The 21,942-nt window shown below is 61.2% G+C and carries 19 protein-coding genes, 1 tRNA gene and 1 pseudogene; 18 read left to right on the top strand and 3 right to left on the bottom strand.

All coding sequences use genetic code 11. From position 1 onward, the window contains the following. Position 1 precedes the first annotated feature (1 nt). The 5 genes from fabF to K3178_RS13010 all read left to right on the top strand — a co-directional run bounded on the left by fabF (position 2) and on the right by K3178_RS13010 (position 4,333). On the top strand, positions 2 to 1,261 hold the full coding sequence (fabF, locus tag K3178_RS13030; protein ID WP_221571843.1) for a beta-ketoacyl-ACP synthase II: 1,260 nt from the start codon (positions 2 to 4) through the stop codon (positions 1,259 to 1,261). 1 nt (position 1,262) lies between these two features. Further along, positions 1,263 to 2,231, top strand: a complete 969-nt coding sequence (gene mltG / locus K3178_RS13025; RefSeq protein ID WP_221571842.1) for an endolytic transglycosylase MltG — start codon at positions 1,263 to 1,265, stop codon at positions 2,229 to 2,231. Then, entirely contained in the window at positions 2,228 to 2,746 is a 519-nt protein-coding gene (locus K3178_RS13020; RefSeq protein ID WP_345719903.1) for a 2'-5' RNA ligase family protein, read from the top strand. The genes mltG and K3178_RS13020 overlap by 4 nt, the downstream gene beginning before the upstream one ends. 78 nt (positions 2,747 to 2,824) lie before the next feature. After that, positions 2,825 to 2,901, top strand: a tRNA-Met gene (locus tag K3178_RS13015). Positions 2,902 to 3,079: 178 nt separating this feature from the next. Next, positions 3,080 to 4,333, top strand: a complete 1,254-nt coding sequence (locus K3178_RS13010) for a tyrosine-type recombinase/integrase (RefSeq protein WP_221571840.1) — start codon at positions 3,080 to 3,082, stop codon at positions 4,331 to 4,333. Positions 4,334 to 4,342: 9 nt separating this feature from the next. Here the strand turns inward: K3178_RS13010 and K3178_RS13005 are convergent, their stop codons facing one another. Together K3178_RS13005 and K3178_RS13000 are read right to left on the bottom strand one after the other, a co-directional pair. Further along, positions 4,343 to 4,546 carry a DUF5818 domain-containing protein gene (locus tag K3178_RS13005; protein ID WP_100259232.1) on the bottom strand — a complete coding sequence of 68 codons (204 nt, stop codon included), beginning with the start codon at positions 4,544 to 4,546 and terminating at the stop codon, positions 4,343 to 4,345. Then, the gene (locus K3178_RS13000) at positions 4,543 to 5,133 is read right to left on the bottom strand and encodes a lytic transglycosylase domain-containing protein (protein ID WP_221571839.1); all 591 of its coding nucleotides are present in this window, start codon (positions 5,131 to 5,133) and stop codon (positions 4,543 to 4,545) included. Before K3178_RS13000 ends, K3178_RS13005 begins: the two co-directional genes overlap by 4 nt. 134 nt (positions 5,134 to 5,267) lie before the next feature. Between K3178_RS13000 and K3178_RS12995 the strand changes: the two genes are divergently transcribed. The 10 genes and pseudogenes from K3178_RS12995 to K3178_RS12950 all read left to right on the top strand — a co-directional run bounded on the left by K3178_RS12995 (position 5,268) and on the right by K3178_RS12950 (position 17,711). Then, a complete protein-coding gene (locus K3178_RS12995) occupies positions 5,268 to 6,182 on the top strand; it encodes a DUF7146 domain-containing protein (RefSeq protein ID WP_221571838.1) in 915 nt (304 codons plus the stop codon). Between the two features lie 78 nt (positions 6,183 to 6,260). Then, positions 6,261 to 10,508, top strand: coding sequence for a strawberry notch family protein (locus K3178_RS12990; RefSeq protein ID WP_221571837.1), 4,248 nt, complete (start codon positions 6,261 to 6,263; stop codon positions 10,506 to 10,508). A 99-nt stretch (positions 10,509 to 10,607) separates the two neighbouring features. Beyond that, positions 10,608 to 12,578 (top strand): ParB/RepB/Spo0J family partition protein, encoded by a 1,971-nt coding sequence (locus K3178_RS12985; protein WP_221571836.1) that lies wholly within the window; start codon positions 10,608 to 10,610, stop codon positions 12,576 to 12,578. 169 nt (positions 12,579 to 12,747) lie between these two features. Continuing rightward, complete coding sequence (locus K3178_RS12980; protein ID WP_221571835.1) at positions 12,748 to 13,689, top strand: ArdC family protein; 942 nt, start codon at positions 12,748 to 12,750, stop codon at positions 13,687 to 13,689. 14 nt (positions 13,690 to 13,703) lie between these two features. Beyond that, positions 13,704 to 14,121 (top strand): annotated as a pseudogene (locus K3178_RS12975) (hypothetical protein). Between the two features lie 39 nt (positions 14,122 to 14,160). Continuing rightward, entirely contained in the window at positions 14,161 to 14,538 is a 378-nt protein-coding gene (locus K3178_RS12970; protein WP_007163751.1) for an MbcA/ParS/Xre antitoxin family protein, read from the top strand. Continuing rightward, positions 14,510 to 15,238 carry an RES family NAD+ phosphorylase gene (locus K3178_RS12965; protein WP_221571834.1) on the top strand — a complete coding sequence of 243 codons (729 nt, stop codon included), beginning with the start codon at positions 14,510 to 14,512 and terminating at the stop codon, positions 15,236 to 15,238. Before K3178_RS12970 ends, K3178_RS12965 begins: the two co-directional genes overlap by 29 nt. 271 nt (positions 15,239 to 15,509) lie before the next feature. Next, on the top strand, positions 15,510 to 16,451 hold the full coding sequence (locus K3178_RS12960) for a DUF2493 domain-containing protein (protein ID WP_221571833.1): 942 nt from the start codon (positions 15,510 to 15,512) through the stop codon (positions 16,449 to 16,451). Positions 16,452 to 16,774: 323 nt separating this feature from the next. Continuing rightward, positions 16,775 to 17,044 (top strand): hypothetical protein, encoded by a 270-nt coding sequence (locus K3178_RS12955; RefSeq protein WP_221571832.1) that lies wholly within the window; start codon positions 16,775 to 16,777, stop codon positions 17,042 to 17,044. A gap of 268 nt (positions 17,045 to 17,312) precedes the next feature. Beyond that, positions 17,313 to 17,711: a single-stranded DNA-binding protein gene (locus tag K3178_RS12950; protein WP_221571831.1), complete on the top strand. Its 399-nt coding sequence runs from the start codon at positions 17,313 to 17,315 to the stop codon at positions 17,709 to 17,711. Between the two features lie 65 nt (positions 17,712 to 17,776). Here K3178_RS12950 and K3178_RS12945 read toward each other — a convergent pair whose 3' ends face one another. Then, positions 17,777 to 18,040 (bottom strand): DUF6437 family protein, encoded by a 264-nt coding sequence (locus K3178_RS12945; protein WP_221571830.1) that lies wholly within the window; start codon positions 18,038 to 18,040, stop codon positions 17,777 to 17,779. Between the two features lie 344 nt (positions 18,041 to 18,384). Between K3178_RS12945 and K3178_RS12940 the strand changes: the two genes are divergently transcribed. The 3 genes from K3178_RS12940 to K3178_RS12930 all read left to right on the top strand — a co-directional run bounded on the left by K3178_RS12940 (position 18,385) and on the right by K3178_RS12930 (position 21,919). Then, positions 18,385 to 18,606: a hypothetical protein gene (locus tag K3178_RS12940; RefSeq protein WP_221571829.1), complete on the top strand. Its 222-nt coding sequence runs from the start codon at positions 18,385 to 18,387 to the stop codon at positions 18,604 to 18,606. 669 nt (positions 18,607 to 19,275) lie between these two features. After that, complete coding sequence (locus tag K3178_RS12935; RefSeq protein ID WP_221571828.1) at positions 19,276 to 19,605, top strand: hypothetical protein; 330 nt, start codon at positions 19,276 to 19,278, stop codon at positions 19,603 to 19,605. Beyond that, positions 19,595 to 21,919: a type IV secretion system DNA-binding domain-containing protein gene (locus K3178_RS12930; RefSeq protein WP_221571827.1), complete on the top strand. Its 2,325-nt coding sequence runs from the start codon at positions 19,595 to 19,597 to the stop codon at positions 21,917 to 21,919. The genes K3178_RS12935 and K3178_RS12930 overlap by 11 nt, the downstream gene beginning before the upstream one ends. Positions 21,920 to 21,942 lie beyond the last annotated feature (23 nt).

The following is a 21,942-nucleotide window of genomic DNA, read 5'->3' as shown; positions in this document are numbered from 1 at the left end:
CATGCGGCGCGTCGTCGTTACCGGACTAGGCCTCGTCACCCCGCTGGGTGGAGATGTCGAAACCACCTGGGCCAATCTTATCGCCGGCAAGAGCGGGGCGGGGCAGATCACCCGCTTCGACACCACCGGCCAGAAGGCGACCATCGCCTGCGAAGTGAAGCCAAAGGAACACGAGTTCGGCTTCGATCCCGACAAGCGCGTCGACCACAAGGTCCAGCGCCAGGTCGACCCGTTCATCGTCTACGGTATCGACGCCGCCGGACAGGCGCTCGAAGACGCCGGGCTCACCGAGATGGACGATGCCACCAAGGAGCGCGCAGGCGTCTCCATCGGTTCGGGCATCGGCGGCCTGCCGGGCATCGAAAGCGAATCGCTTGTTCTCGCTGAGCGTGGCCCCGGCCGGGTCAGCCCGCACTTCGTCCATGGACGCCTGATCAATCTCATCAGCGGTCAGGTCTCGATCAAATACGGTCTCATGGGCCCGAACCATGCGGTGGTTACCGCCTGTTCGACCGGCGCGCATTCGATCGGCGATGCCGCGCGAATGATTGCACTGGACGATGCCGACATCATGCTGGCGGGCGGTGCGGAAAGCACCATCAACCCGCTCGGTGTCGCGGGCTTCGCGCAGGCACGCGCGCTCAACATGAGCATGAACGACCGGCCGGAAGAAGCCAGCCGCCCCTACGACAAGAACCGTGACGGCTTCGTCATGGGCGAAGGCGCAGGCGTGGTGGTGCTCGAGGAATACGAGCACGCCAAGGCGCGCGGCGCGAAGATCTATGCCGAGGTCGTGGGCTATGGCCTGTCGGGCGATGCCTATCACGTCACGGCCCCGCACCCCGAAGGCAAGGGCGCGGAACTGGCGATGAAGATGGCGCTGAAGAAGTCGGGCCTCGAGCCTTGCGACATCGACTACGTCAATGCGCATGGCACCTCGACCATGGCCGACACGATCGAGCTCGCTGCGGTCAAGCGCGTGCTAGGCGACGATCTGTGCGGCGCCTCGATGAGCAGCACCAAGTCCGCCATCGGCCACTTGCTGGGCGGTGCGGGCGCGGTGGAAGCGATCTTCTGCATCCTCGCGATTCGCGACCAGGTGGTGCCGCCGACGCTCAATCTGCACGATCCGGACGAGGGCACCGAGGGCGTTGACCTCGTCCCGCTGCAGGCGAAAAAGCGCGAAGTGAAGGCCGCACTCAACAACAGCTTCGGCTTCGGCGGCACCAACGCCTCGCTGATCGTCAAGCAGGTCGACTAAGATGAAGAAGCTCGCCCTGCTCGGGGCGGTGCTGGCCTTGCTGGCCGTCATCGGCGCAGGCTGGTTCGTCGCGCCCTACAGCGCGGCGACCAACCTCGAAGAAGACACGCCCTATGTCGTGAAGCAGGGCGCCACGCTGACGTCGATCGCGCGCGATCTCGAAGAGCAGGGCGTGATCGACAATGCCGATGCCATGCTGCTGCGCGCCAAGTTCCTCGGCGGCGACGCGCCGATCCAGGCTGGCGAGTTCATGCTGCCGGCGGGCGCGAGCTTCGCGACCATCGTCGACATGCTGCAGAACGGCGATGTCATCCGCCGGTTCGTGACCGTGCCCGAAGGGCTGCCGTCGATCCTTGTCTGGGAAAGGCTGATGGCAGAAGACCTGCTGACAGGCGAAATCGAGGTGCCGGAAGAAGGCTCCATCCTCCCCGACACCTATGATTTCGAGCGCGGGGAAAGCCGCGCCGCAGTGGTCGCGCGCATGCAGGGAGCGATGGACACCTATCTCGCGCAGGCGTGGGAAAAGCGGACCGACAAGGCGGTGGTCAAGTCGCCCGAAGAAGCGCTGATCCTCGCTTCGATCGTCGAGAAGGAAACGGCAGGTGCAGACGAGAGGCCGATGGTCGCCGGCGCGCTGTCGAACCGTATCCGCATCGGCATGATGCTCGGCGCGGACGCGACCACGATCTATCCCATCACCAAGGGCAAGCCGCTTGGCCGCCGTATCCGCGTTTCCGAACTGCGCAGCAAGAACCCCTACAATACGCGCGCCGTGGCGGGCCTGCCGCCGGGTCCCATCACCAACCCGGGGCGCGAGGCGATCGCCGCCGTGCTCGATCCGGCCGAAACCAAGGCGCTCTATTATGTTGCCGACGGCACGGGCGGCCACGCCTTCGCCGAAACGCTTGCCGAACATAACCGCAATGTCGCGAAATGGCGCCAGATCCGGCGCGAACGCGGGGAGATGTGAGCGAGAGCGATGCTCCGCTCATCCTGACGGCGGAACTGCCGCCCGACCTGCATCGCCGCTATACCGACCTCAGGACCGCACACTTCCCGCCCGAGCGCAATTACCTCGAGGCACATGTCACGCTGTTCCATGCCATCCCGGCGCAGTGCGAGGACGAACTTCGACGCTACCTCGCGCGGCTGGTGGGCGAGGTGCCGCCGATCTGGGGCAGGGTGGAAGGCCTGATGTCCTTGGGAGGCGGGACGGCCATCAAGCTCTCCAGCCCCGACCTGCTGGTGTTGCGCGACGAGATTGCCGAACATTTCCGCGGCCTCCTGACCCAGCAGGACCAGCATCGCCCGCGCCTCCATGTGACCATCCAGAACAAGGTCACCTCCAAGGAAGCAAAGGCTCTGCAGGCACAGCTTACAGGCGTCATTGAACCTGGCGATTTCGCTTTTCCCGGCCTCGCGCTCCATGCCTATCGCGGCGGTCCGTGGGAATTCCTGCGCCGCTTCGCATTTCGCGGCAAATGAGTGTTGACCAAGGGGGCGATGCCCCCTAAATGCGCCGCCTGCCGAGCGGGCCGGATGGCCCGCCGCACGGCCTTTCGGGGCGGAGTAGCTCAGGTGGTTAGAGCAGCGGAATCATAATCCGCGTGTCGGGGGTTCGAGTCCCTCCTCCGCTACCATTCTCGAATCCGCATGGGTTCGCATTCTTCCGTATAAATCCGAAAAAAATAATGAAATCAAAGCGGTGTTGCTGATTCGCGTCCGCTTGCGTTCGCTTGCATGCGCTTGAAGCCGGATTTGGAGTGGGGGTATTTTGGGGGTACTTTCGGGGGGTACCGAAAAGGAGCGATACCCCCAATGGCTTTGAGTGAGATTCAGATCAAGAATGCGAAGGCGGCAGAACGACCCTACAAGCTTGCCGACGGTGAAGGGCTATTCCTCCTCGTAAAAGGGAACGGTTCGAAGCTTTGGCGCTTGAAATACCGCTATCGCGGGAAGGAGAAGCTGCTTTCCTTTGGTGCTTACCCTGACGTCGGAATCGCGGCTGCGCGTGAGTTGAAGACGCTTGCAAAGGCTGCCTTGGCCGAAGGCAAAGATCCGATGGTCCACAAGCCGGGTCGAGATTTCGAGCCAGAGAGAACCTTCAAGGCTGTTGCTGAGATGTGGCACAAGAATCGAAGGAGCAGCCTCGATCCAGCTCATGCGAAGCGTGTCTGGTCTCGAATGGAACGGGACGTGATTCCGGTATTGGGCGAAAGGATGATGCACGAGATCACCCCGCCTGAAGTTTTAGGCGTGATCCGCAATATTGAAGAACGGGGCGCTCTGGATATCAGTCGGCGTGCGAAGCAGAGCATTGGCCAAGTTTTTCAGTTCGCCATCGCGAGTGGGCTTTGCGATGCGGACCCCACGGCTCATCTTCGCGGCGCTCTGAAGCCGCGCCCTCGAGTAAAGCATATGGCCAAACTGCCGCTCGCTCAGTTGCCAGAGCTCATAAACAAGCTGGATCAATACAATGAAGAAGGGGAGCGACGTTCCGAGATTACTCGCGCAGCGCTCACCTTCGCGCTTCTGACATGGGTCAGAACGAAAGAACTTCGTTTCGCCAAGAAGCACGAGTTTGAGGATCTAGACGGAAACTCTCCGCTTTGGCGCATCGGGCCTGATCGAATGAAGATGCACCGTGAGCATATCGTACCATTGTCAATGCAAGCCGCTTCGCTCGCCAAGGACATGATCGCATGTTCTCAAAGTGACTATGTGTTTCCCGGTCAGAAGCGTGGAGTGCCGCTATCCGAAAACACCATGATCTATGGTTTGTATCGTCTAGGCTATCACGGTCGGCAGACTGTTCATGGCTTCAGAGGTCTTGCGAGCACATGGGCCAATGAACAGCTTGTCGAAGTCGGCGAGCCGCCAATGTGGATTCGAAAGTACCATGAAGACTGGGTCGAGCTTCAACTGGCTCATAGCGAGGAGAACGAAGTTCGCGGAGCCTACAATGCCGCAGAGTATCTGGCGCCACGTCGCGCCATGCTTCAAGATTGGGCGGACTTCCTCGATGCGATGCGCGGAAAAACAGACAATGTCGCGATCTTGAGAGCTGCGTGATTTAATGCGCTACGCCGGCACTTGGCCCAGCCACTCCACTCGAAGGCGGTCAAAGCCCACAACGATGCCCTCGGCAGTGACCTCGAAACCGAAGTCATCGTTCGATGGCTCGTAGCCTTCCAGAACCCAGTGGTCGCCTGCATCTGTCACGATCGCTGCCCCGCGCGGGAGATGCTCGAGCCGTCCGCTGATCCTTTTCCGATTCGTGTTCATAGTGCTCCATATGCCATCCATCTTTGGACAACGCTCCTTACATATTCCGGCGTTTCCCGATTTCTTGGTATTCCGCCAGCTCGGGAGACCGCGCCGGGCCCCGCATTGTAGGCCGCCAGTGCGAGATGGATCGCACCAAACCGGTCAAGCATCTGCCTTAGATATCGCGCGCCACCGTCGATATTCTGGGCTGGATCGTGCAGATTGGTTACGCCGAGTTCTCGTGCGGTCGCAGGCATGAGTTGCGCAAGTCCGGCTGCACCAGCCGGACTGATCGCCATTGGATTGAACCGGGATTCTTGCCAGACCAATGCCTGGAGCAAGCGAGGCGGCAATCGATACCTTGCTTCAGCTTGGCGGATGAGGGGTTCGTAGAGCGTCTCTTTGAAACTTCGACTAGCGGGGGATGAGATTTCTTTTTCGGTCCCAATGACCGCCAATGAAGGGGCATACGTGACTTCTTTGTCCGCCCGCTTTTCGACTTTGCTCAGCCGGTGATCAAAGACCTGGAACTCCTGCGCCTGAGCGATGGTGGGGATCGCAATCGCAAGCCCGCAACACACAGCAGTTACCCATTCTCGTTTCATCGCGCTCTCTCCTAGCTTGCCTGAATGCGCAATAGAACATAAATAGAACATTGGAGTGTAGGAAAGCGCCAAACGCGTCCGGCAAGAGGAAAGGGGGCAGTCTGCAGGGGCAATTGTGCGGCGATGGAGCTAGTATGTCCGTTTCGAACTCAACCCTATCCCGTCCTCCGCTTGAGGAAACCGCTCGCAAGCTCTGCGAGAGCCGCGGCGGGAAGTGGTCCGGCACCAAGGGCATGGCCCGGTGTCCAGCGCACGATGACCGCACGCCTTCGCTCGGTGTCACGCTTGGCCGAAAGGCTATCCTCCTGCATTGTTTCGCAGGCTGTGATCAGGCCAGCGTGCTTGCTGCCCTCGCTCGCGAAGGGATCGAGACCTCAGCGCTGTTTTTCGGCTCATCCGACGAATTTCCGATCCAGCCGAGCTATTCCAACAAGCCACCAGCTGCAGCGCTCCGTATCTGGCGCGATGCCCGGCCGCTGCAACGAAGTCCTGCCAAGGCATATCTCGAAGAGCGCGCCATCCTCGCCACGTCCCATGCGCTGAGGTTTCATCCACGCACACCGCTTGGACCGAAGGGGCGCGCCCGCTTCCTGCCAGCGATGATCGCTGCAGTCAGCCTCGACGAAGGACCGATTGCCGTTCACCGGACCTTCTTGTCGCATTCCGGCCATACCCAAGCATCGTTTGCCGAGCCGAAACGCGCACTGGGGTCGCTCGGCGAGGCGGCAGTACGTCTGTTCGCACCCGCCGAGGGAAGGCTCGGTCTCGCCGAAGGCATTGAGAGCGCGATGTCGGCCTATGCGCTCACCGGTATCCCGACGTGGGCAACGCTCGGCAATGAACGCTTCGGCCTGGTTGCCGTCCCTGAGAGCGTGAGCGACCTCCATCTCTTCGTCGATCACGATGCTGGCGGCGACCTTGCAGCTGAGCGTGGGCAAGGCGCTTATCTCCGTGAAGGGCGACACATCCAGGTCCGACGGCCCAATTCGCGCGGGACCGACTGGAACGACGAACTCCAGTCATGGCTGCGCCACAAGGCGTGTCGATAAGAGGAGAGAGAGCTTCTCGAATTCCTGACCCGGCAGAGGGCGCATGTCCCGATGCCTCAATCAGGAGGACGACCAGCCATGTTTCAGTCAGACTTTTTCCCAGACCGCGAGACATCGAGCACAATTCCGCTCGCTTTCGCAATCGGTGAACAAGTTTCCCGGCAACTTGCGGATGGATGCCACCTTACGCGACCTGACATTGCCGAGTTCTTTGCTGCTCAGACCGGCGCGCAGGATTGGGGCAGTGCGTGGACCATCGACGATTACAACAACGCGGTCGAGATTGGAGCCTTGCTCTGGCTTCGCGAATTCTCACGCGTCGACCTCGATACCGGTTTCCACGAGGCCGCAGCGCGGTTCGATTGGCTCGATGCAGCCTTACCGCCTCGCCACGTGCGCAGCCAGAGCCAGGTCGAACTGCAGCAATTCTCCACCCCGCCGATCCTTGCTTGGCTCATGGCCAAGGCCGCGTCGCTTGGCACGCGCGATCACATTCTCGAACCGTCGGCCGGGAATGGCGCTCTTGCGCTCTGGGGCGACGTTCGAGAATGCTTGCTGACGCTGAATGAGATCGATCCCGCGCGCTGCGATGCGCTCGCGCATATCTTCCCTCATGCTCGACTATCCGCACATGATGGCGAGTTGATCGCCGAACTCGCCAAGGGCCTAAATTCCAGCCTCCGCCCCAGCGTCATCTTGATGAACCCTCCCTTCGCCCGAAGCCGCGAGCGAGGCGTCGATGGCCGGACGGCAATGCGCCATTTGCGCAGTGCGCTGCGGATTTGCGCTTCTGGAGGTCGCCTCGTCGCCATTCTCCCAGACAGCTTTGATGTCATGACTTTTGTCGAGGACCAGGAACAGGCTTCGCTGCTGCTCAACGTCCGGTTGTCGGGTGCATTCTCACGAAGCGGAACCGGGATCGCGGTCAGAATGGTCGTCATCGACAAGGAGCCTCTTCAGAACACTTCTACGATCACGGGGGAGTTCGCCGACATCACCGAACTCAATTCCTGTCTCGCGAATTTACCCGTTCGCGCGCCGATGCACGCTAATATCCATCGCCTCCCGGTACGCCCGATTGCGACATCGGTGAGCGGCGCCGCCGCGCGCAAGCCGGTCGCTCCTTTCGAGACCAAAGCCGCCCAAGAAAACGCGGCAGTCGCGCTTGACTATCAGGCCCTTGACGAGCCCGCGCCGGTTCCCGAGCAGGCGGGTATCTACCTGCCTTACCGGCCGAGCCGCGTCATCATGCAGGATGCACCTGTTCACCCGACACCGCTCGTAGAATCGGTTGCAATGGGTTCGGTCGCGGCACCGTTGCCGAAAGCGCACCCATTGCTTCCCGCGAACTGGCAAGAGGGCAAACTGCTCTCGGCCGCACAGTGCGAAACACTGGTCTACGCCAGCGAGGCATTCGCCCGCGACCTTCCCGGGCAGTTTCGACCGAGCCAACACGGTACGACGGTTGAACTCGCGGAGGACGGTCACTCCTACCGCCAAGGTTTTTTCCTCGGTGACGGCACTGGCGCGGGCAAGGGCCGCCAAATCGCGGGTGTCATGATGGACCGCTGGCTCTCGGGCGAACGCCGTCACATCTGGATCACCAAGAACGAGACATTGCTCGAAGATGCGCGCCGCGACTGGGAAGCGCTTGGCGGGCTCCCGCTCGACATCCAGCCGCTCTCCCGTTGGAAGCTCGGAACTCCAGTATCGATGCCCGAGGGTATTCTCTTCGTCACCTATCCGACGCTTCGTTCGGGACGCGCCGAGGACACGAGGCTCGATCAGATCCTCGCCTGGGCTGCCGAAGATTTCGAGGGTGTGATCGCCTTCGACGAAGCGCACGCCATGGCCAATGCCCTCGGCTCTTCTTCCAACCGCGGCAAGGTCAAGGGCTCGGAGCAGGGGATGGCTGGGCTCAGGCTTCAGAACCATCTGCCGCGCGCCCGCGTGCTCTACGCGTCGGCCACCGGCGCATCGGACATTGCCAATCTCGGTTACACGGCCCGCCTTGGACTGTGGGGTCCCGAGACCGCATTTCCGACGCATGAGGCATTCATGACCGAAATCCGCGCCGGCGGCGTGGCGGCAATGGAACTGGTTGCCCGCGATCTCAAGGCACAGGGGCTCTACCTTGCCCGTGCGTTGTCCTTTGCCGGGGTCGAATACGAGATCCTCGAACATCAGCTCACAGAAGCGCAGGTGCGGATCTACGATGCCTATGCCGAGGCCTGGGCGATCATCCATCGCAATCTCGACCAAGCGCTCGAAGCCACAAGGGTAGTCGACGTGGACAGCGGTGATACGCTCAATCGCAACGCCAAGGCTGCCGCGCTCTCGATGTTCGAAGGCACCAAGCAGCGCTTCTTCGCGCAGCTTCTGCTCTCGATGAAACTGCCGAGCCTGATCCCTGCTATGGAAGCATCGCTTGGCGAGGACAATTCGGTTGTTGTTCAGCTGGTCTCGACCGCCGAGGCCATGCTCGACCGGCGCCTAGCCGATCTCTCGGACGAGGAGCGAGAAGCGCTCGATATCGATCTCTCTCCCCGCGAGTATGTCATCGATTATTTGGCGAAGAGCTTTCCGGTGCGCCTGATGCAGGTCTTTACTGACGAAGAGGGCAACTTGCGTTCCGAAGCGATGAGCGACGAGCATGGCAATCCCGTTCTTTGCTCGCGTGCCATCGCCGCGCGCGACGCGCTGATCGAGCAGCTTTGCGCATTGCCCCCAAACGCGACTGCACTCGATGCCATCATTGAGCACTTCGGGACCGAAGCTGTGGCAGAGGTCACGGGCCGCACTCGCAGGTTGGTTTTGGGGCGCGACGGTCAGCAGCGGCTTGAACGCCGAAGCGCAAGCGCCAACGTCGCAGAGGCACAGTGCTTCATGGACGGAACGAAGCGTATTCTGGTCTTCTCGGACGCAGGGGGTACGGGACGATCCTATCACGCCGATCTCGATGCGCAGAACCAGCAGCGCCGGGTCCATTTTCTCCTCGAACCGGGCTGGCGCGCGGACAATGCAATCCAGGGTCTTGGCCGGACAAACCGTACCAACCAGGCTTCTGCGCCGCTGTTCCGCCCGGTCACGACCGATGTGAAGGGCGAACGCCGCTTCATCTCGACCATCGCGCGAAGGCTCGACGCATTGGGCGCTCTCACACGCGGCCAGCGTCAGACAGGGGGACAGAACCTGTTCAACCCTGCCGACAATCTCGAAAGCGATTATGCGAAGGACGCGCTCTCGCGCTGGTTCCACCTGCTTTACGATGGCAAACTAGAGGCAGTTGGTTTCGGGGACTTCGTCGAGCGAACAGGCCTAAAGCTCGAGAACCCCGATGGCGGCCTGAGCGATAACCTTCCCACGATCCAACGCTGGCTTAACCGCATCCTCGCGCTCCCGATCGCACTGCAGAATGGCATCTTCGAGGAATATCTCGGACTTGTCGAAGCGCGGATCGAGGCCGCACGCGAGGCTGGCACGCTCGATCTGGGGCTGGAAACGGTTCGCGTCGACAGCTTCGCGGTGCTGTCTGATGAAGTTCTCCGCACCGATCCTGTTTCGGGGGCCGAAACCCGCCTCGTTTCGCTCGAAGTGAAACGCCAATTGCGTCCGCTGCGCTTCAAACGTCTCGTGCGGATGCACGAGATCGGATCACTCCAGGCCATTCCCCTGCGCAATGCGCGTTCGGGCAAGGTGGCCCTGTCAGTTCCGGCGCGGCGCCTCATCGCCGATGATGGCGCGGTGATCGAACGCCGTCGCCTGTTGCGCCCGCTTCAATCGGTCAACTGGACGCTCGAGGCGCTTGGAGAAAGCTTGTGGGAAGAGGTCGGCGTGACCGAGTTCTCTCAGCTGTGGACACAAGAAGAGAGCGCCGCAGCGGCCTCGCCGGTCACTGAACGAGTGCATCTGGCCACGGGACTGCTGCTGCCGGTCTGGAAGCGGCTGCCTGGCGACCATGTCCGGGTAACCCGGCTTGCCGCCGAGGACGGCAGCTCGATCATCGGGCGCGAAGTCCTCGATATCGACCTCGCCAAGATCGCCGAGACGTTCGGCCTGAAGGGTGTGTCCGGTCCGGCTCCGGCTGAGCTCGGAAAACTGGTCCTGGCAAGCGGGCAGCCCCAGCCGCTTACCAGTTATGACACACTGATCATCAAGCGCTCTCTGGTCGGCGGCGAGCAGCGCCTCGAACTTACAGGTTACGCGCCTGAGCGCCTCGATTGGTACAAGGCCAAGGGCTGTTTCACGGAGATCATCCGTTACCGTACGCGCCTATTCGTCCCTGTGTCGAAGGCATCCTCCATTCTCCCGGCCATTGCGGCCTGAGGGGCAAATCCAAGACCAAGCGTGAGAGAGGGGAGGGAGCCGGTGGCTTGTCGGGCCATGCACCTTCGCGTGACCCTGCAATCCATCAGGAGACAATCCATGATCCAGTCTATTCCCTTGAAGAAGCTTGTCCCAAGCCCGCGCAATGTGCGCAAGTCGAGCGACGTCCTTGCCGACCTGCAACTGCGGGCGGACATTGCCGCGCGTGGCCTCTTGCAGAACCTAGTCGTGCGAAAAGCCAAGCGCGGCAAGTTCGAAGTCGAGGCCGGTGGTCGGCGTCTGGCTCAGCTTCAAGCGTTGGCCGAAGAGGGCACGCTTCCCAAGAACCACGAGGTCACTTGCCTTGTCATCGAAGGCGAGGAAAGCGAAGTGCGCGAAGCGAGCCTCGCCGAGAACTTCCAGCGCCTCGCGATGAACCCGGCCGACGAGGCGCAGGCTTTCGCTGCGATCATCGAGGCGGGAGCCAGCACTGAAGACGTGGCCCGCCGGTTTGGTCTCACGGTCCGCTTTGTCGAGGGTCGTCTGCGACTGGCGGGTCTCGCACCTTGTGTCTTTGAAGCGCTCGCCGAAGGCGCGATCACGCTCGACATGGCCAAGGCCTATGGGGCGATTTCAGACATCGACCGTCAGGCACACGTCTATGCCGAGCTGCAGGATGCCTGGTATCAGATCACGCCTGACACAATCCGGCGCATGGTGCTTGATGCCACTGTTCGTGGCTCCGATCCGCGCGCGGTTCTGGTCGGGCGCGATGCCTACCTTGCTGCAGGTGGCCGGATCGAACGCGAACTGTTCGACGACGAAGCCAGCGAGAGCTGGATCGATGTCGCGCTACTCGAAGACCTTGCCCAGAAAGCGATGGATGAAGCTGCGAAGAAGGTCGCGGAAGAACACGGACTTGCTTGGGTGCGACCTACGCTTGGCAACTATGTCAGCCACGATCTCATCGAGGGCCTCAATCGGCTCCCATGCGAACCGGCTCCGCTAACCGAAGACGAGGCTCGCGAGCTCAGCGACCTTGAAGCCGACTACGATCGGACGGCCGCCATCCTTGAGGATGAGGACAGCGACGATAGCGAGATCGCCAAGGCGGAAGAAGAACTGGTCTCGATCGACCGCGCGATGCGCGACCTCAACGATCGTCCGCCGGTGCTTGCCGACGAACTGAAATCACAGGCTGGAGCGTTCCTTGTGCTCTCTCGCAATGGCGAACCAGCAATGGTGCCGCAGTACTATACGGAGGCAGAAGTCGTCGAAGAGGATGACGGAGCAGTCGAACCGATTGATGCAGGCACCGATACCAAGCGCAAGAGCGGGGCCCTTTCCCAGCGTCTGCTCGACGAGCTCGCGATGCAGCGCCGCGATATCCTGGCGATCCACCTCGCCAACGATCCCGCGCTTGCGCTCGACTTCATGGTCTTCACGCTCGCGGATGCCAATGGGCATGACTGGCGCGCGAAGAAGGCATCGACGCTGGTCGGCTCTGTAGCATCGGGACCGGTGGCCGGATTTGAGGCCAAGGATGCGCCCGCAAGCGCTGCGCTTGCCGAATTTGCCGCTTCGCTCGACGAAAGCTGGCGCTCCGGTGAGACCGATGTCGAGCGGTTCGAACGCTTCCGCGCATTGAGCGATGAAGCGCGTTCGGCCTGGCTCGGCCATGTCGTATCCCGCACGCTGGTCGCGAGCCTTGCGTGTGAAGGCGATCGCTCGGCGCCGCTGCACGAGATCCTCGGGTCGCTGCTCGAGATCGAGACGGCGCATTGGTGGCGGCCTACGGCGGTGAACTATTTCGATCGCGTGGCGAAGGCACGCACGCTCGAAGCGCTCGATGCAGCAGGCGGCCCCGAACTCGTCAGCCGCTATGCAGGCTCGAAGAAGGCAGAACTGGCGAGCGCAGCCGAGCGTATCTTCTCCGGCAATTTCATCGGCGAGGCGGATGTGAAGACGCGAGCGGAAGCGTGGGTGCCCGAGATCATGCGCTTCGGTTCATCTGAGGCGCCGGTCGAGGATGAAGCCGCGGACCCGACCGAAGACGAGACCGCGAACGACATTGCCGAGCAGGCTGCCTGACCCCTCCTGACAGGTCCAGGTCACTCGGCGGGCGGTCCGTCCCTCTCGGGACGGGCCGCCTTTTCACCTTTCCTTCCGTAGGTCGCTTACGTTGGTGAGCCTCAGAGGGGAGGGCGCCTTGTTCATCCTGAACCCGGACACGTCCGTTCCGGTGATCAGGAGACGATCCATGACCAAGTCCCGCCGCACCGCTTCAGTTTCTCCAGCCGGGCGCATCACTGCCGCCATCATTGAGAAGCTGGAGCAGGGCACCAAACCCTGGGTCAAGCCGTGGCGTGGCTTGCCGCTTTCTCGCCCGCTGCGCTCCTGCGGGACACCGTATCGCGGCATGAATTCGTTCTGGCTCTGGATGGTAGCCGATGCCTGCGGATACGCCTCTCCCTACTGGATGACATACCGCCAGTGTCAGAAGCTCGGTGGTCAGGTCCGCAAAGGCGAGAAGTCGACCATCGCGATCTTCTACAAGAGCTACACCAAGGAGGTCGAAACCGCTGAAGGCGGTCAGGATACGGAGAGCCGGCGCGTGCTGAAGGCCTATTCGGTCTTCAATGCCGACCAATGTGATTGCCTTCCCGAGTTCTACCACCCCAAGCCGCTGGTTGCCGCGCTGGAGCCCGAAGGCCGCGAAGATCGGCTCGATGCCTTCTTCGCTGAGATCGACGCAGACCTGCGCCATCACGGTGCCCAAGCATACTACGAGCCGCTGCGCGACCGCATCACCATGCCGCCCGCCGAACTCTTCGAAGCCTATGATCACTACTATGCGACACTCGCGCACGAGCTGTCGCATTGGACCGGTCATTCTTCGCGGCTCGACCGCGATCTCAAGAACCGCTTCGGCAGCGACGCCTATGCTGCCGAAGAACTGATCGCAGAACTGTCCTCAGCCATTCTTGGCGCTGAACTGGGCCTTCCGGTCACCCACCTCGACCATCATGCCAGCTACATCGCGTCCTGGCTCAAGATCCTCAAATCGGACGAGCGCGCAATCCTGACCGCAGCCGCAAAGGCCGAGGAGGCAGCCACCTTGCTGCTCGACTTGGGCGGTCACCAATCGAGCGACAGCGGCACCAATGTCGATGTCGCCCCCGAGATGTCGAACGCGGCCTGAGCAGGAGAGAGAAGATGGGACGTTCCGTCAGCTATCCGACCGGCTCCGTGGTCGCCTTTCGCCTGCTCGAGGACGGCGAAGACGACGATGCGGACTGGGTCTATGAGTGCCTCGTCGACGAAATCATCGATACCACAAAGGTAGCCTTTCCTTCCTTCGAGACCTTCGATGGATGGCGCGCTCGCGAGGACCGTATCCTTCTGCGCAACGCCTTCGCCGATTGCGGGATATCGACCTATTGCGGGCTTGCCGCGATCTGGCTCGCCCCTCGCGATGACGCTCGCTTTTGGGAAGCCGACTTCTATCACCCGCGCGCGCCACTGGATCGCCCAGATAGCGCCGCGTTTCGAACGAATGTTCGGCGAGCTGACACTGGTCGGGCGCTTCTCGAATGGAGAGGCGATCTTGGAGCGGCAAAATTCTTGCATATGAAAGAAAAATATGTATATCTTGCAAATAAAAGGATAGGCTATGGCGACGAAGCCACTCGAATTGCAACCCGATGATGGCAAGGTCCTCACCTCTGCTATCGCGCGCATCGCCGAGTTCTGGGGCCTCACCAATCCCAAGCTTGGTGCAATCCTCGGTGTATCGGAATCGACTGCCTCACGCCTGCGCTCGGGCAAGGCGCAGCTCGACCCTGCATCGAAGTCTTTCGAAGCTGCTCAGTTCCTCCTGCGGCTATTCCGTTCGCTCGACGCTTTGCTCGGGAGCGATGACATGTCTGCGCGGGCATGGCTGACAACCGCCAATCTCGATCTCGATGCGCGCCCGATCGATCTCGTCGACAGCTTCAAGGGTCTTATCACCGTTTGCGACTATGTGGACGCCCACCGCGCTCGCGTCTGAGTTCCGCCGCTACCGCCGGACGGTATGGCGGGTAGTTGAAGCGCAGCATCGCATCTCGACCAATCGACTGACCTCCGATCTTGGCGAGCAACAGCGGCTTGAGGAACTGGCCGACGCTGCAAAGCCGGACCTGCCCAAGACAGCGCTTGGGTTGCATTACCTCCTCGCTTCACCGTTTCGCTACGGCCACACGGTAGCCAGCCGCTTTCGCCGGGCGAACGAACGGCCCGGAATATTCTACGCAAGCGAGGCCGAGAGCACTGCGATTACCGAGACCTCCTACTGGCGACTCAAGTTCTATAGCCGCTCGCCGGGGTTCGTTCCGGGCAATCGGACCAGCGAGCATCTGAGCTTTTCGGTGCCCATATCGGTCACGCGGTTGACCGATACGACCAGACCACCGCTTGAAACTGATGCCAACCGATGGCTTGACCCGGACGACTATTCGCATTGCCAGGACCTTGCTGCGTCGGTGCGCGAAGCGGGTGGTCAGGCCATCCGGGCGCGTTCCGCGCGTGACCCGGACGGTATCAACCTCGCACTGCTCGATCCGACCGGCTTTGCTAAATCGGAACCGGATCACGGTCGGGGGTGGCACTTGCGCCACGAGGGAGATCGATTAACCGCGATCGCGGCTTTCCCGCATGCGGAAGTGCTTGCGTTTACGCCGGGACAATTCGGTCTCCCGGAGCGCTCCTGAACCGATCCGGGATTCCTCCCAAACAACTCCAGCGCCACTCCGACACTATCCCGCGCGAGCCTGTTCGCTGGTCCTTGTGCCCTGGACCGGTCAGGTCCCGCCGCAACCCGCGCAAGGCTGCGGCCCGTGTGACCCGCGCCAGCCTTGCCTTGCGGAGTTTCCCGCTGCCGCGGTGCGGCGTTCCCTTGTCCCGGTCCATTTCGGGCACGGCGAACAGGCCCGCGCAGAAATTCCTCTGCCGGCATTCGCCGGTCTCAGGAGGAATACTCAGATGTATGACAGTTTCGCCAGCCATCTTGCCGGCCTCGATCTATCCGGCTTCTCGATCACGCCTGCGCCTTTCAACGAATCCGACTTCCCTTGCGAGGACGCCATGGCTCACACGCTCGGAGCGGTGTGGTCCGATCTTTTCGCGCTGTTTGCCGACACCGCGCTCGAAGCCGACGCCGAGGATCTCGCCTGGGGCTTCGTCAATCTCTTCCACCGCGCCGCCAGCCGCAAGTCGGCCCAGGTGGACCGGGCCTCGGATGAAATCCGCGCCCTGTTGGCATCCGCCGACGGCTCCGAGGTGCATTCGTCGAACCTCGAGGAGCAGACCCTGCGCGCGCAGTCGGCTGAAGCCAGCATGCAGGCCTTCGAGCAGATGCGCGAGGTTGCAGCAGGTCTCTACCGCGACGAAACCGGGTCTTCGTGGAAGCCCGTTTCGGGATCGCGTGCGATCCATTCGAAGACCATGACTTCGGCTGTGATCGATGCCCGCGATTTCTTGCGCGTGCGCAAGGAACGCCGTCAGGCTGCACGTTCACCCGAGGGTACTCCGGTGGTTTTCGCCGGTGGCCGCAACAGCTTCGAAAGCGAGGCCGAGGCGAAGACCTACGTGGCTAACATCTGGGCTACACTCGACAGGGTGCGTGAGGTCGTTCCTGACCTGTTTCTCGTACACGGAGGCGACGGCAAAGGAGCCGACAGACTGGCCGCATCCTGGGCCGAGCGTCATGAAGTTCAGCAATTGACGTTCGGGCTTGAGCGCCGTCTCGGTGCCCGCGCCGGATTTAAGCGCAACGAGCAAATGCTCGGCCTTAACCCTCGCTACGTGGTGGTATTTCCTGGCAATGGCGTGACCGAGCGCTTGGTGATCGAGGCCAAGAAGCAGCGCATCACCGTAGTCGATCGCCGCGGACCGCTTGGTACCAGCCCCAACTCCCCTGCGTAGGGTTCAATTCACTCCCGGCCGGATCAATCTCCGCCGCCGAAAAAAGGGCGGCCCCTCTCGAGGCCGCCCATAAGGAGAGAACTCATCGCATTGCTGCTCCGAGCCCTTCGGGTCGCATTGGCTACATAGCACCGAACCCGATCAAGTCGATTGTAGGGTTACGACAGGCCCGAATAGATACGCTTTTGAATGCGCCTCTTGTCTGCACTTGCTGCGCCTAATGAACTGACCGGCGTTTACTCAGCGACATACATTCTCGGGTTCTTTCGCCAGGTCATCACTGGGCGTTCTCGGATCATTCATTCCGCGCTACAGGGTATTTCATGCAACTCGATGATCTGCTGCAGCGCTACTTTGCCTCGACCGACCTTTCCTCGGTTGCTCCTGACACACTTGCAGCCGGTATCGAGCATTGCCGCGTCGATTTCGGCCTTGAGAAGGACCGGGGCAAGCGCTTTGCACTGTGGTCGTTCCTGCACATGTTCGGGTCTGCCCCCGACCTCGAAGTGGCGTTCGAGAACGACGAAGACCGGGAAGCAGCCCGCAACTTGATGGATCTCCTGGCGGCATCGGAAGGCGATGGAGCAGGCTGATTGCAGTAGGGTCTTGGCACCTTCAGACCCGCACCCGATACCCATCCGGCTTTCTTCGCGAACAGTCCTGAACCAGGTCAGCTGAGGAGCCGCAACCCGTTCCTTTCCGGCCGTGTTGGCAGCTTCGCTGCCTGCCCGCACCACCCGTCATGAACAGGTTTCCCTTCGGCCCTTCAGGCCTGCGGTGCAGTCCTCCCATGCCCTGCTTCTTCTGGATGTTCGCAAGCCGGAGATGGTCTCCGGTTTGAGGAACTGAAGGAATACAACCATGACCAATATCGCAATCCTCACCGGCCGCATCGCCCGCGATCCGGAATCCCGCGAGACGAAGGGCGGCACCAATGTCACCGGGATCACCGTCGTCACCGATCGCCCTGCGCGCGACAAGGACGGCAAGACCTACAAGGACGAGAACGGCTACACCGCCAAGGAAAGCGAGTTCCACCGCGTGACCTGCTTCAACGGCCTCGCCAAGACCGTCGGGCAGTACTGCACCAAGGGCCAGCTGGTTTCCGTCCAGGGCCGCATCCACTATACCCAGTGGGAAGACAAGGACGGGGTCACGCGATACGGTACCGAGATCCTCGCCGACAAGGTCGACTTCCTCTCCCGCGGCAACGGCTCCGGCGAGAACGAAGACAACAAGGATGCTCCCGAGATCGACTAAACTCTCCCTTCGATCTCTCTCCCGAAGGGGTCCTGTCCAAGCCGGACAGGACCCCTTTCCTCGTTCTACTTCACAGGCGTTTGTTGAGCGCGAGGAGAAGAGGCGGAAGCGCCCAGCCGCTTTAACGCCTCGTCCTCTCCCAGCTTTGCAAGCTCCACGGCCACTCTTGCCAAGCCCTTCTTCGAGAACGTTTCAAGGCCCGTTCCGAGGATTACGCTGCCCAGTTCAAGTGCAGCCTGTTTCTCGAGTTCTTTCTGACGCTGGTCGAGTGCCAGCCGGTCGGCCTCCAGCTTCTGGAGTGCAGCTACAGCGCTTCGTTTCGATGGCATTGGAGTTCGTCCTTACTCCCCTTTTGCGTTCCTCCCCGGGGCCCCAATGGAGCAGGCAAGACCCTGTAGGAAAGTCCTTTTGCAGATGACTGGCACGGGCGCTCTTCATCGGGCGGGGGAGGGGCCTGGCTCACGGACTTTCAAGGATGACGGGCCCGGCACCGACGCGTCAAGGACGGCGGGGCCCCACCATTTTGTCTCCCCTTCGCTTGCGCTTCGGTACGACAAAATCGTTGCCCCCACCGCCGCTTCGCGGTCGCCCATGCGGGCGATCCCTGACCCGCCGGCACCGCGCCCATCCGCCTTCCTCCTGTCGTCTCACCGACAGACATCAGGAGGAAATCATGACTACACTTGGCAATCTTGAATCGAACTCGAACAGCTACTTCGAAGCACTCGCCACTGCCGAACGGCGGGCCTTGCACAGCTTCTTCGACCAACATGTCGTCGAGGATGACCACCTTGGATACTTCGCCCTCGACGAAGGTGACTACAACGCCTTGCCAGCACACCTAGCGAGCCGTGTGGTGCACACGGTGCATGGCGCAATGCTCGACGAGTTCTGAGCGTCCAATAGGGCGGGAGCCGTTCACGGTTCCTGCCCTTTTTTCGTGTTCGCTGGTGGAGGAAAAGGGCGAGTTGAGGAGCGGGGCTGGGAGACGCGCTCGGTCCCGCACCACCTGCGGCGGTGCTCCTGCGGGCGCGGTGTCTTTGTTCCGGGCCCCGCACGCACTTGCGCACCGCGACCGGGTCGGACCAGCGCGCGCGGCAGGACCGACAGGTCCCGTTCCTGCCGCTTCACACATGGTCCTTTGCCGGTCCCTCTTGCGCAGGTGCTGCCTCTTGTTGAGGGTGTAGCTTCGACATGACCGCTCGCAGGTACCAGCCAGTGCGAAGGGTTGCTCACGCTCCTTTGGCAAGGATTGCCAAGCCCCACGATCAGAGAGCCGCAATCATTTCTGGGTCGGCCCGCGCAATTGTGGGGGGATAGCACACCGTACGCAGCGATGCTGCCTGAAATCTGGCGCAATTCCGGCGCAAACGGGAGGTGTCCGCTTCTGTGCCAGGCTCGGCCCAGCAGCAATCCGGACTGTGCCGAACTGGTCCAAACTTCTGTAAGTCACGGAATTTCAGAAGAAAGTTTTCGATTTCCTACACCTTGGCTACTGGCATAGAATGGCACTTGCCTTTCGAAGGGTGAGCCAGGTTCTTTGAGACACAAGGAGCTTGGGTTTATGCCTAGAGACAAACGATTTGTGGCCTATGTCACACCCTTGATCGCTGACTGGATTAGGGACCAAGCGAGCGAGCGCAATGTCAGTTCAAGCATAGTCATCGGAGATTGTATCTTCGATGCCTGGAACCGCGCCAACGAGGCGGATTTGCGGACACCCGCGACCGATCCGGTGCGCCAGAATATCTTCATCACGGTTGCACTCGACGCCCTGCTAACGCACCATCCAGAAACCGATCTTCGCGATCGAACGGTCGCCGCCTACCAGCGCAGGCTTGAACGTCTCGGGCTCGTTGCTCCCCGTCCGCTGGGAGGCAGCGATGAAGCATAATCTGGTCAATTTTACCCGCGGCAGCCAGCTTCTCGGGCACTTCGGCTTCATGTTTGCAGCGGGCCTGAAAGGACCGTTGAGCGTCACCTTGCTCGTCGTTCTGGGCCTCATCTATTGGGAAGTCACTGGAACGCTGAGTGACCATCAGACCTATCTTCTCTGGATGCACATCTACGCCTCGGGATACGGCTTTATGGAGTTCGATCCAGACAAGCTTGTGAACCTGAAGCTGGCCGATGGAAGCATGGTTGCCTTCCCCATTTCGGTGATCACCGACTACCCACCAATGCGCGAAGCGATGACTCTTTTTCAGGCATCGGTGAAGGACGCGCTTGTCACCTCAGGACTTGTTCTGGCGCCGCTGTTTGTTCTCTTCTGGTGGGTGGCCGAACATTTCGGAGAACGCTCCAAGCAAAGGAAGCATGTCCGCGGCGCATCGCTCGCGACGCTGCCCGAACTCCAACGGGAAATCGGGCAGAACAACCGGGTCGAACGCGCCCGTGAGTATGGGAATTCATTTGGCTGGAAATGGCGATTTGCTGGGACAACTGTCTTGCAATCGGCAGGCCTCTATTCGCCCGCTCATATTGCCGGTGTCAGTTGGCCCTGGCGCCGCGAACAAAGCCATACCATGCTCGTTGGCACGACAGGTACGGGCAAGACTGTTGCCCTCACCGAGCTCGTTTCGGAGATCAGGAAAAGGGGAGAGCGCGCGGTTATCTTCGACCTTACCGGTGCCTTTATCGAGACCTTCTACGAACCCGAACGCGACATCATCCTCAACCCGCTCGATCAGCGGTGTCCTGCGTGGAGCGTGTTTGACGATTGCACTTCGCGCGCTGAATTCCATGCGGCGGCAGAGTCGCTCGTGCCTCACGATGGCGGAGGCTCTGAACAGTTCTGGGTGCTCGCCGCGCGCACCTTGTTTGTCGAGACATGCATCAAGTTGAACGAGGCAGGACGCGGGTCCAATGCCGCGCTCGCTAACGAGTTGATGAATGCCGATCTCTCCGATCTGCATCGCCTGGTAGAAGACACGATGGCTGGTCCGATCAGCACGCCCAGCGCTGCCAGGATGGCAGAATCGGTGCGCGCAGTGTTCAACGTCAACGCCAAGGCGATGCAGATGCTCCCTGACAAAGGAGAGCCGTTCTCGGTCCGCCAATGGGTTGCAGGTGAGTGCGAGGAAGGATCGCTGCTGTTCCTGTCTGCGCGCTATGTCGACATGACAGTTCTCTCGCAGTTGCTCACGCTGTGGCTCGACACAGCAATAAACACGCTCATGACTGGACGGCGGACGCGTGAACTCAAGCTGTGGTTCCTGATCGACGAACTGGGCGCGCTCCATCGCCTGCCCTCGCTTGAAAAGGGTCTGCAAACCGCGCGCAACTTCGGGGGCGCGATCGTCACAGGCGTCCACACTTTTGCCAAGCTCAAGGAGGTCTACGGGGAAAACATGGCGATGACTCTGTCTTCGCTTGCAAGGACCAAGTTGATCCTGGCTACTGCCGATCGTGAGACAGCCACATGGTGCTCGGACATTATCGGCCACCGGGAAGTTCGCGAGATGGAGGAGGGCTACAGCTATGGCTACAACAACGCCCGCGATGCGGTCAGCCTGACACCCCGCCGGCAGGTTGTGCCGCTGCTTCTGCCCGATGAATTCATGGGCCTCAGGAGCCTCGAAGGGTTTATCAAATTTCCCGATGGCTTTCCGGCAGCGCCTGTCACCTTGTCCCCGCGCGATTGGCCTCGGCGCGCCGAAGGGTTCATTGCGCGCGCTGCCACCACAACACCGCCTGGTGCTCCGGCGAGTGCCACCGCCGAGACGAAAGAGGGGAGTGCGGATGACGGCACTACCGGCAATGGCGACGACGGCGATCCGCGCAAGATGAAGGACAGGAACAAGCCGCAACGACAGCCCTCGCGCTCAGCCAACGTCAACTCGAAGAGCGGACCGAAGGTTCGGGATGAGGCAGAGAAGCCTTCGACCAGGCAGGCAAAACAGGCTCACACGAAAGCGGTCGATGAGACCCAACCAAAGGTCGGACACCGCCCGCCGGAGGATCGACGCCAGGGCGAACTTCCGCTTCCGGAAAGGCCAGGCGGGGACGAGGCACCGCCGGATGTTGCGAAAGAGCGCGAAGGCTCTCCGCGCAGCGATGTACCCGATCCTGCTGCTCGGCAGCGCGACGATGATCAGCGTGGAATTGCCGACCGAAAGCTTCAGGAAGAACAGCAGCGTTCGCTTCTCGGCGGAGCGGCCCATAACAAATACGATCACGATCTGGGTGACGTAGACGCAGAGATCTGATCGCTGGCACCGGGGAGGGCGAG

The sequence above is a fragment of the Qipengyuania sphaerica genome, assembly GCF_019711595.1.
Lineage (GTDB): Bacteria > Pseudomonadota > Alphaproteobacteria > Sphingomonadales > Sphingomonadaceae > Qipengyuania > Qipengyuania sphaerica.
This window is presented reverse-complemented; position numbering and strand designations above follow the sequence as displayed.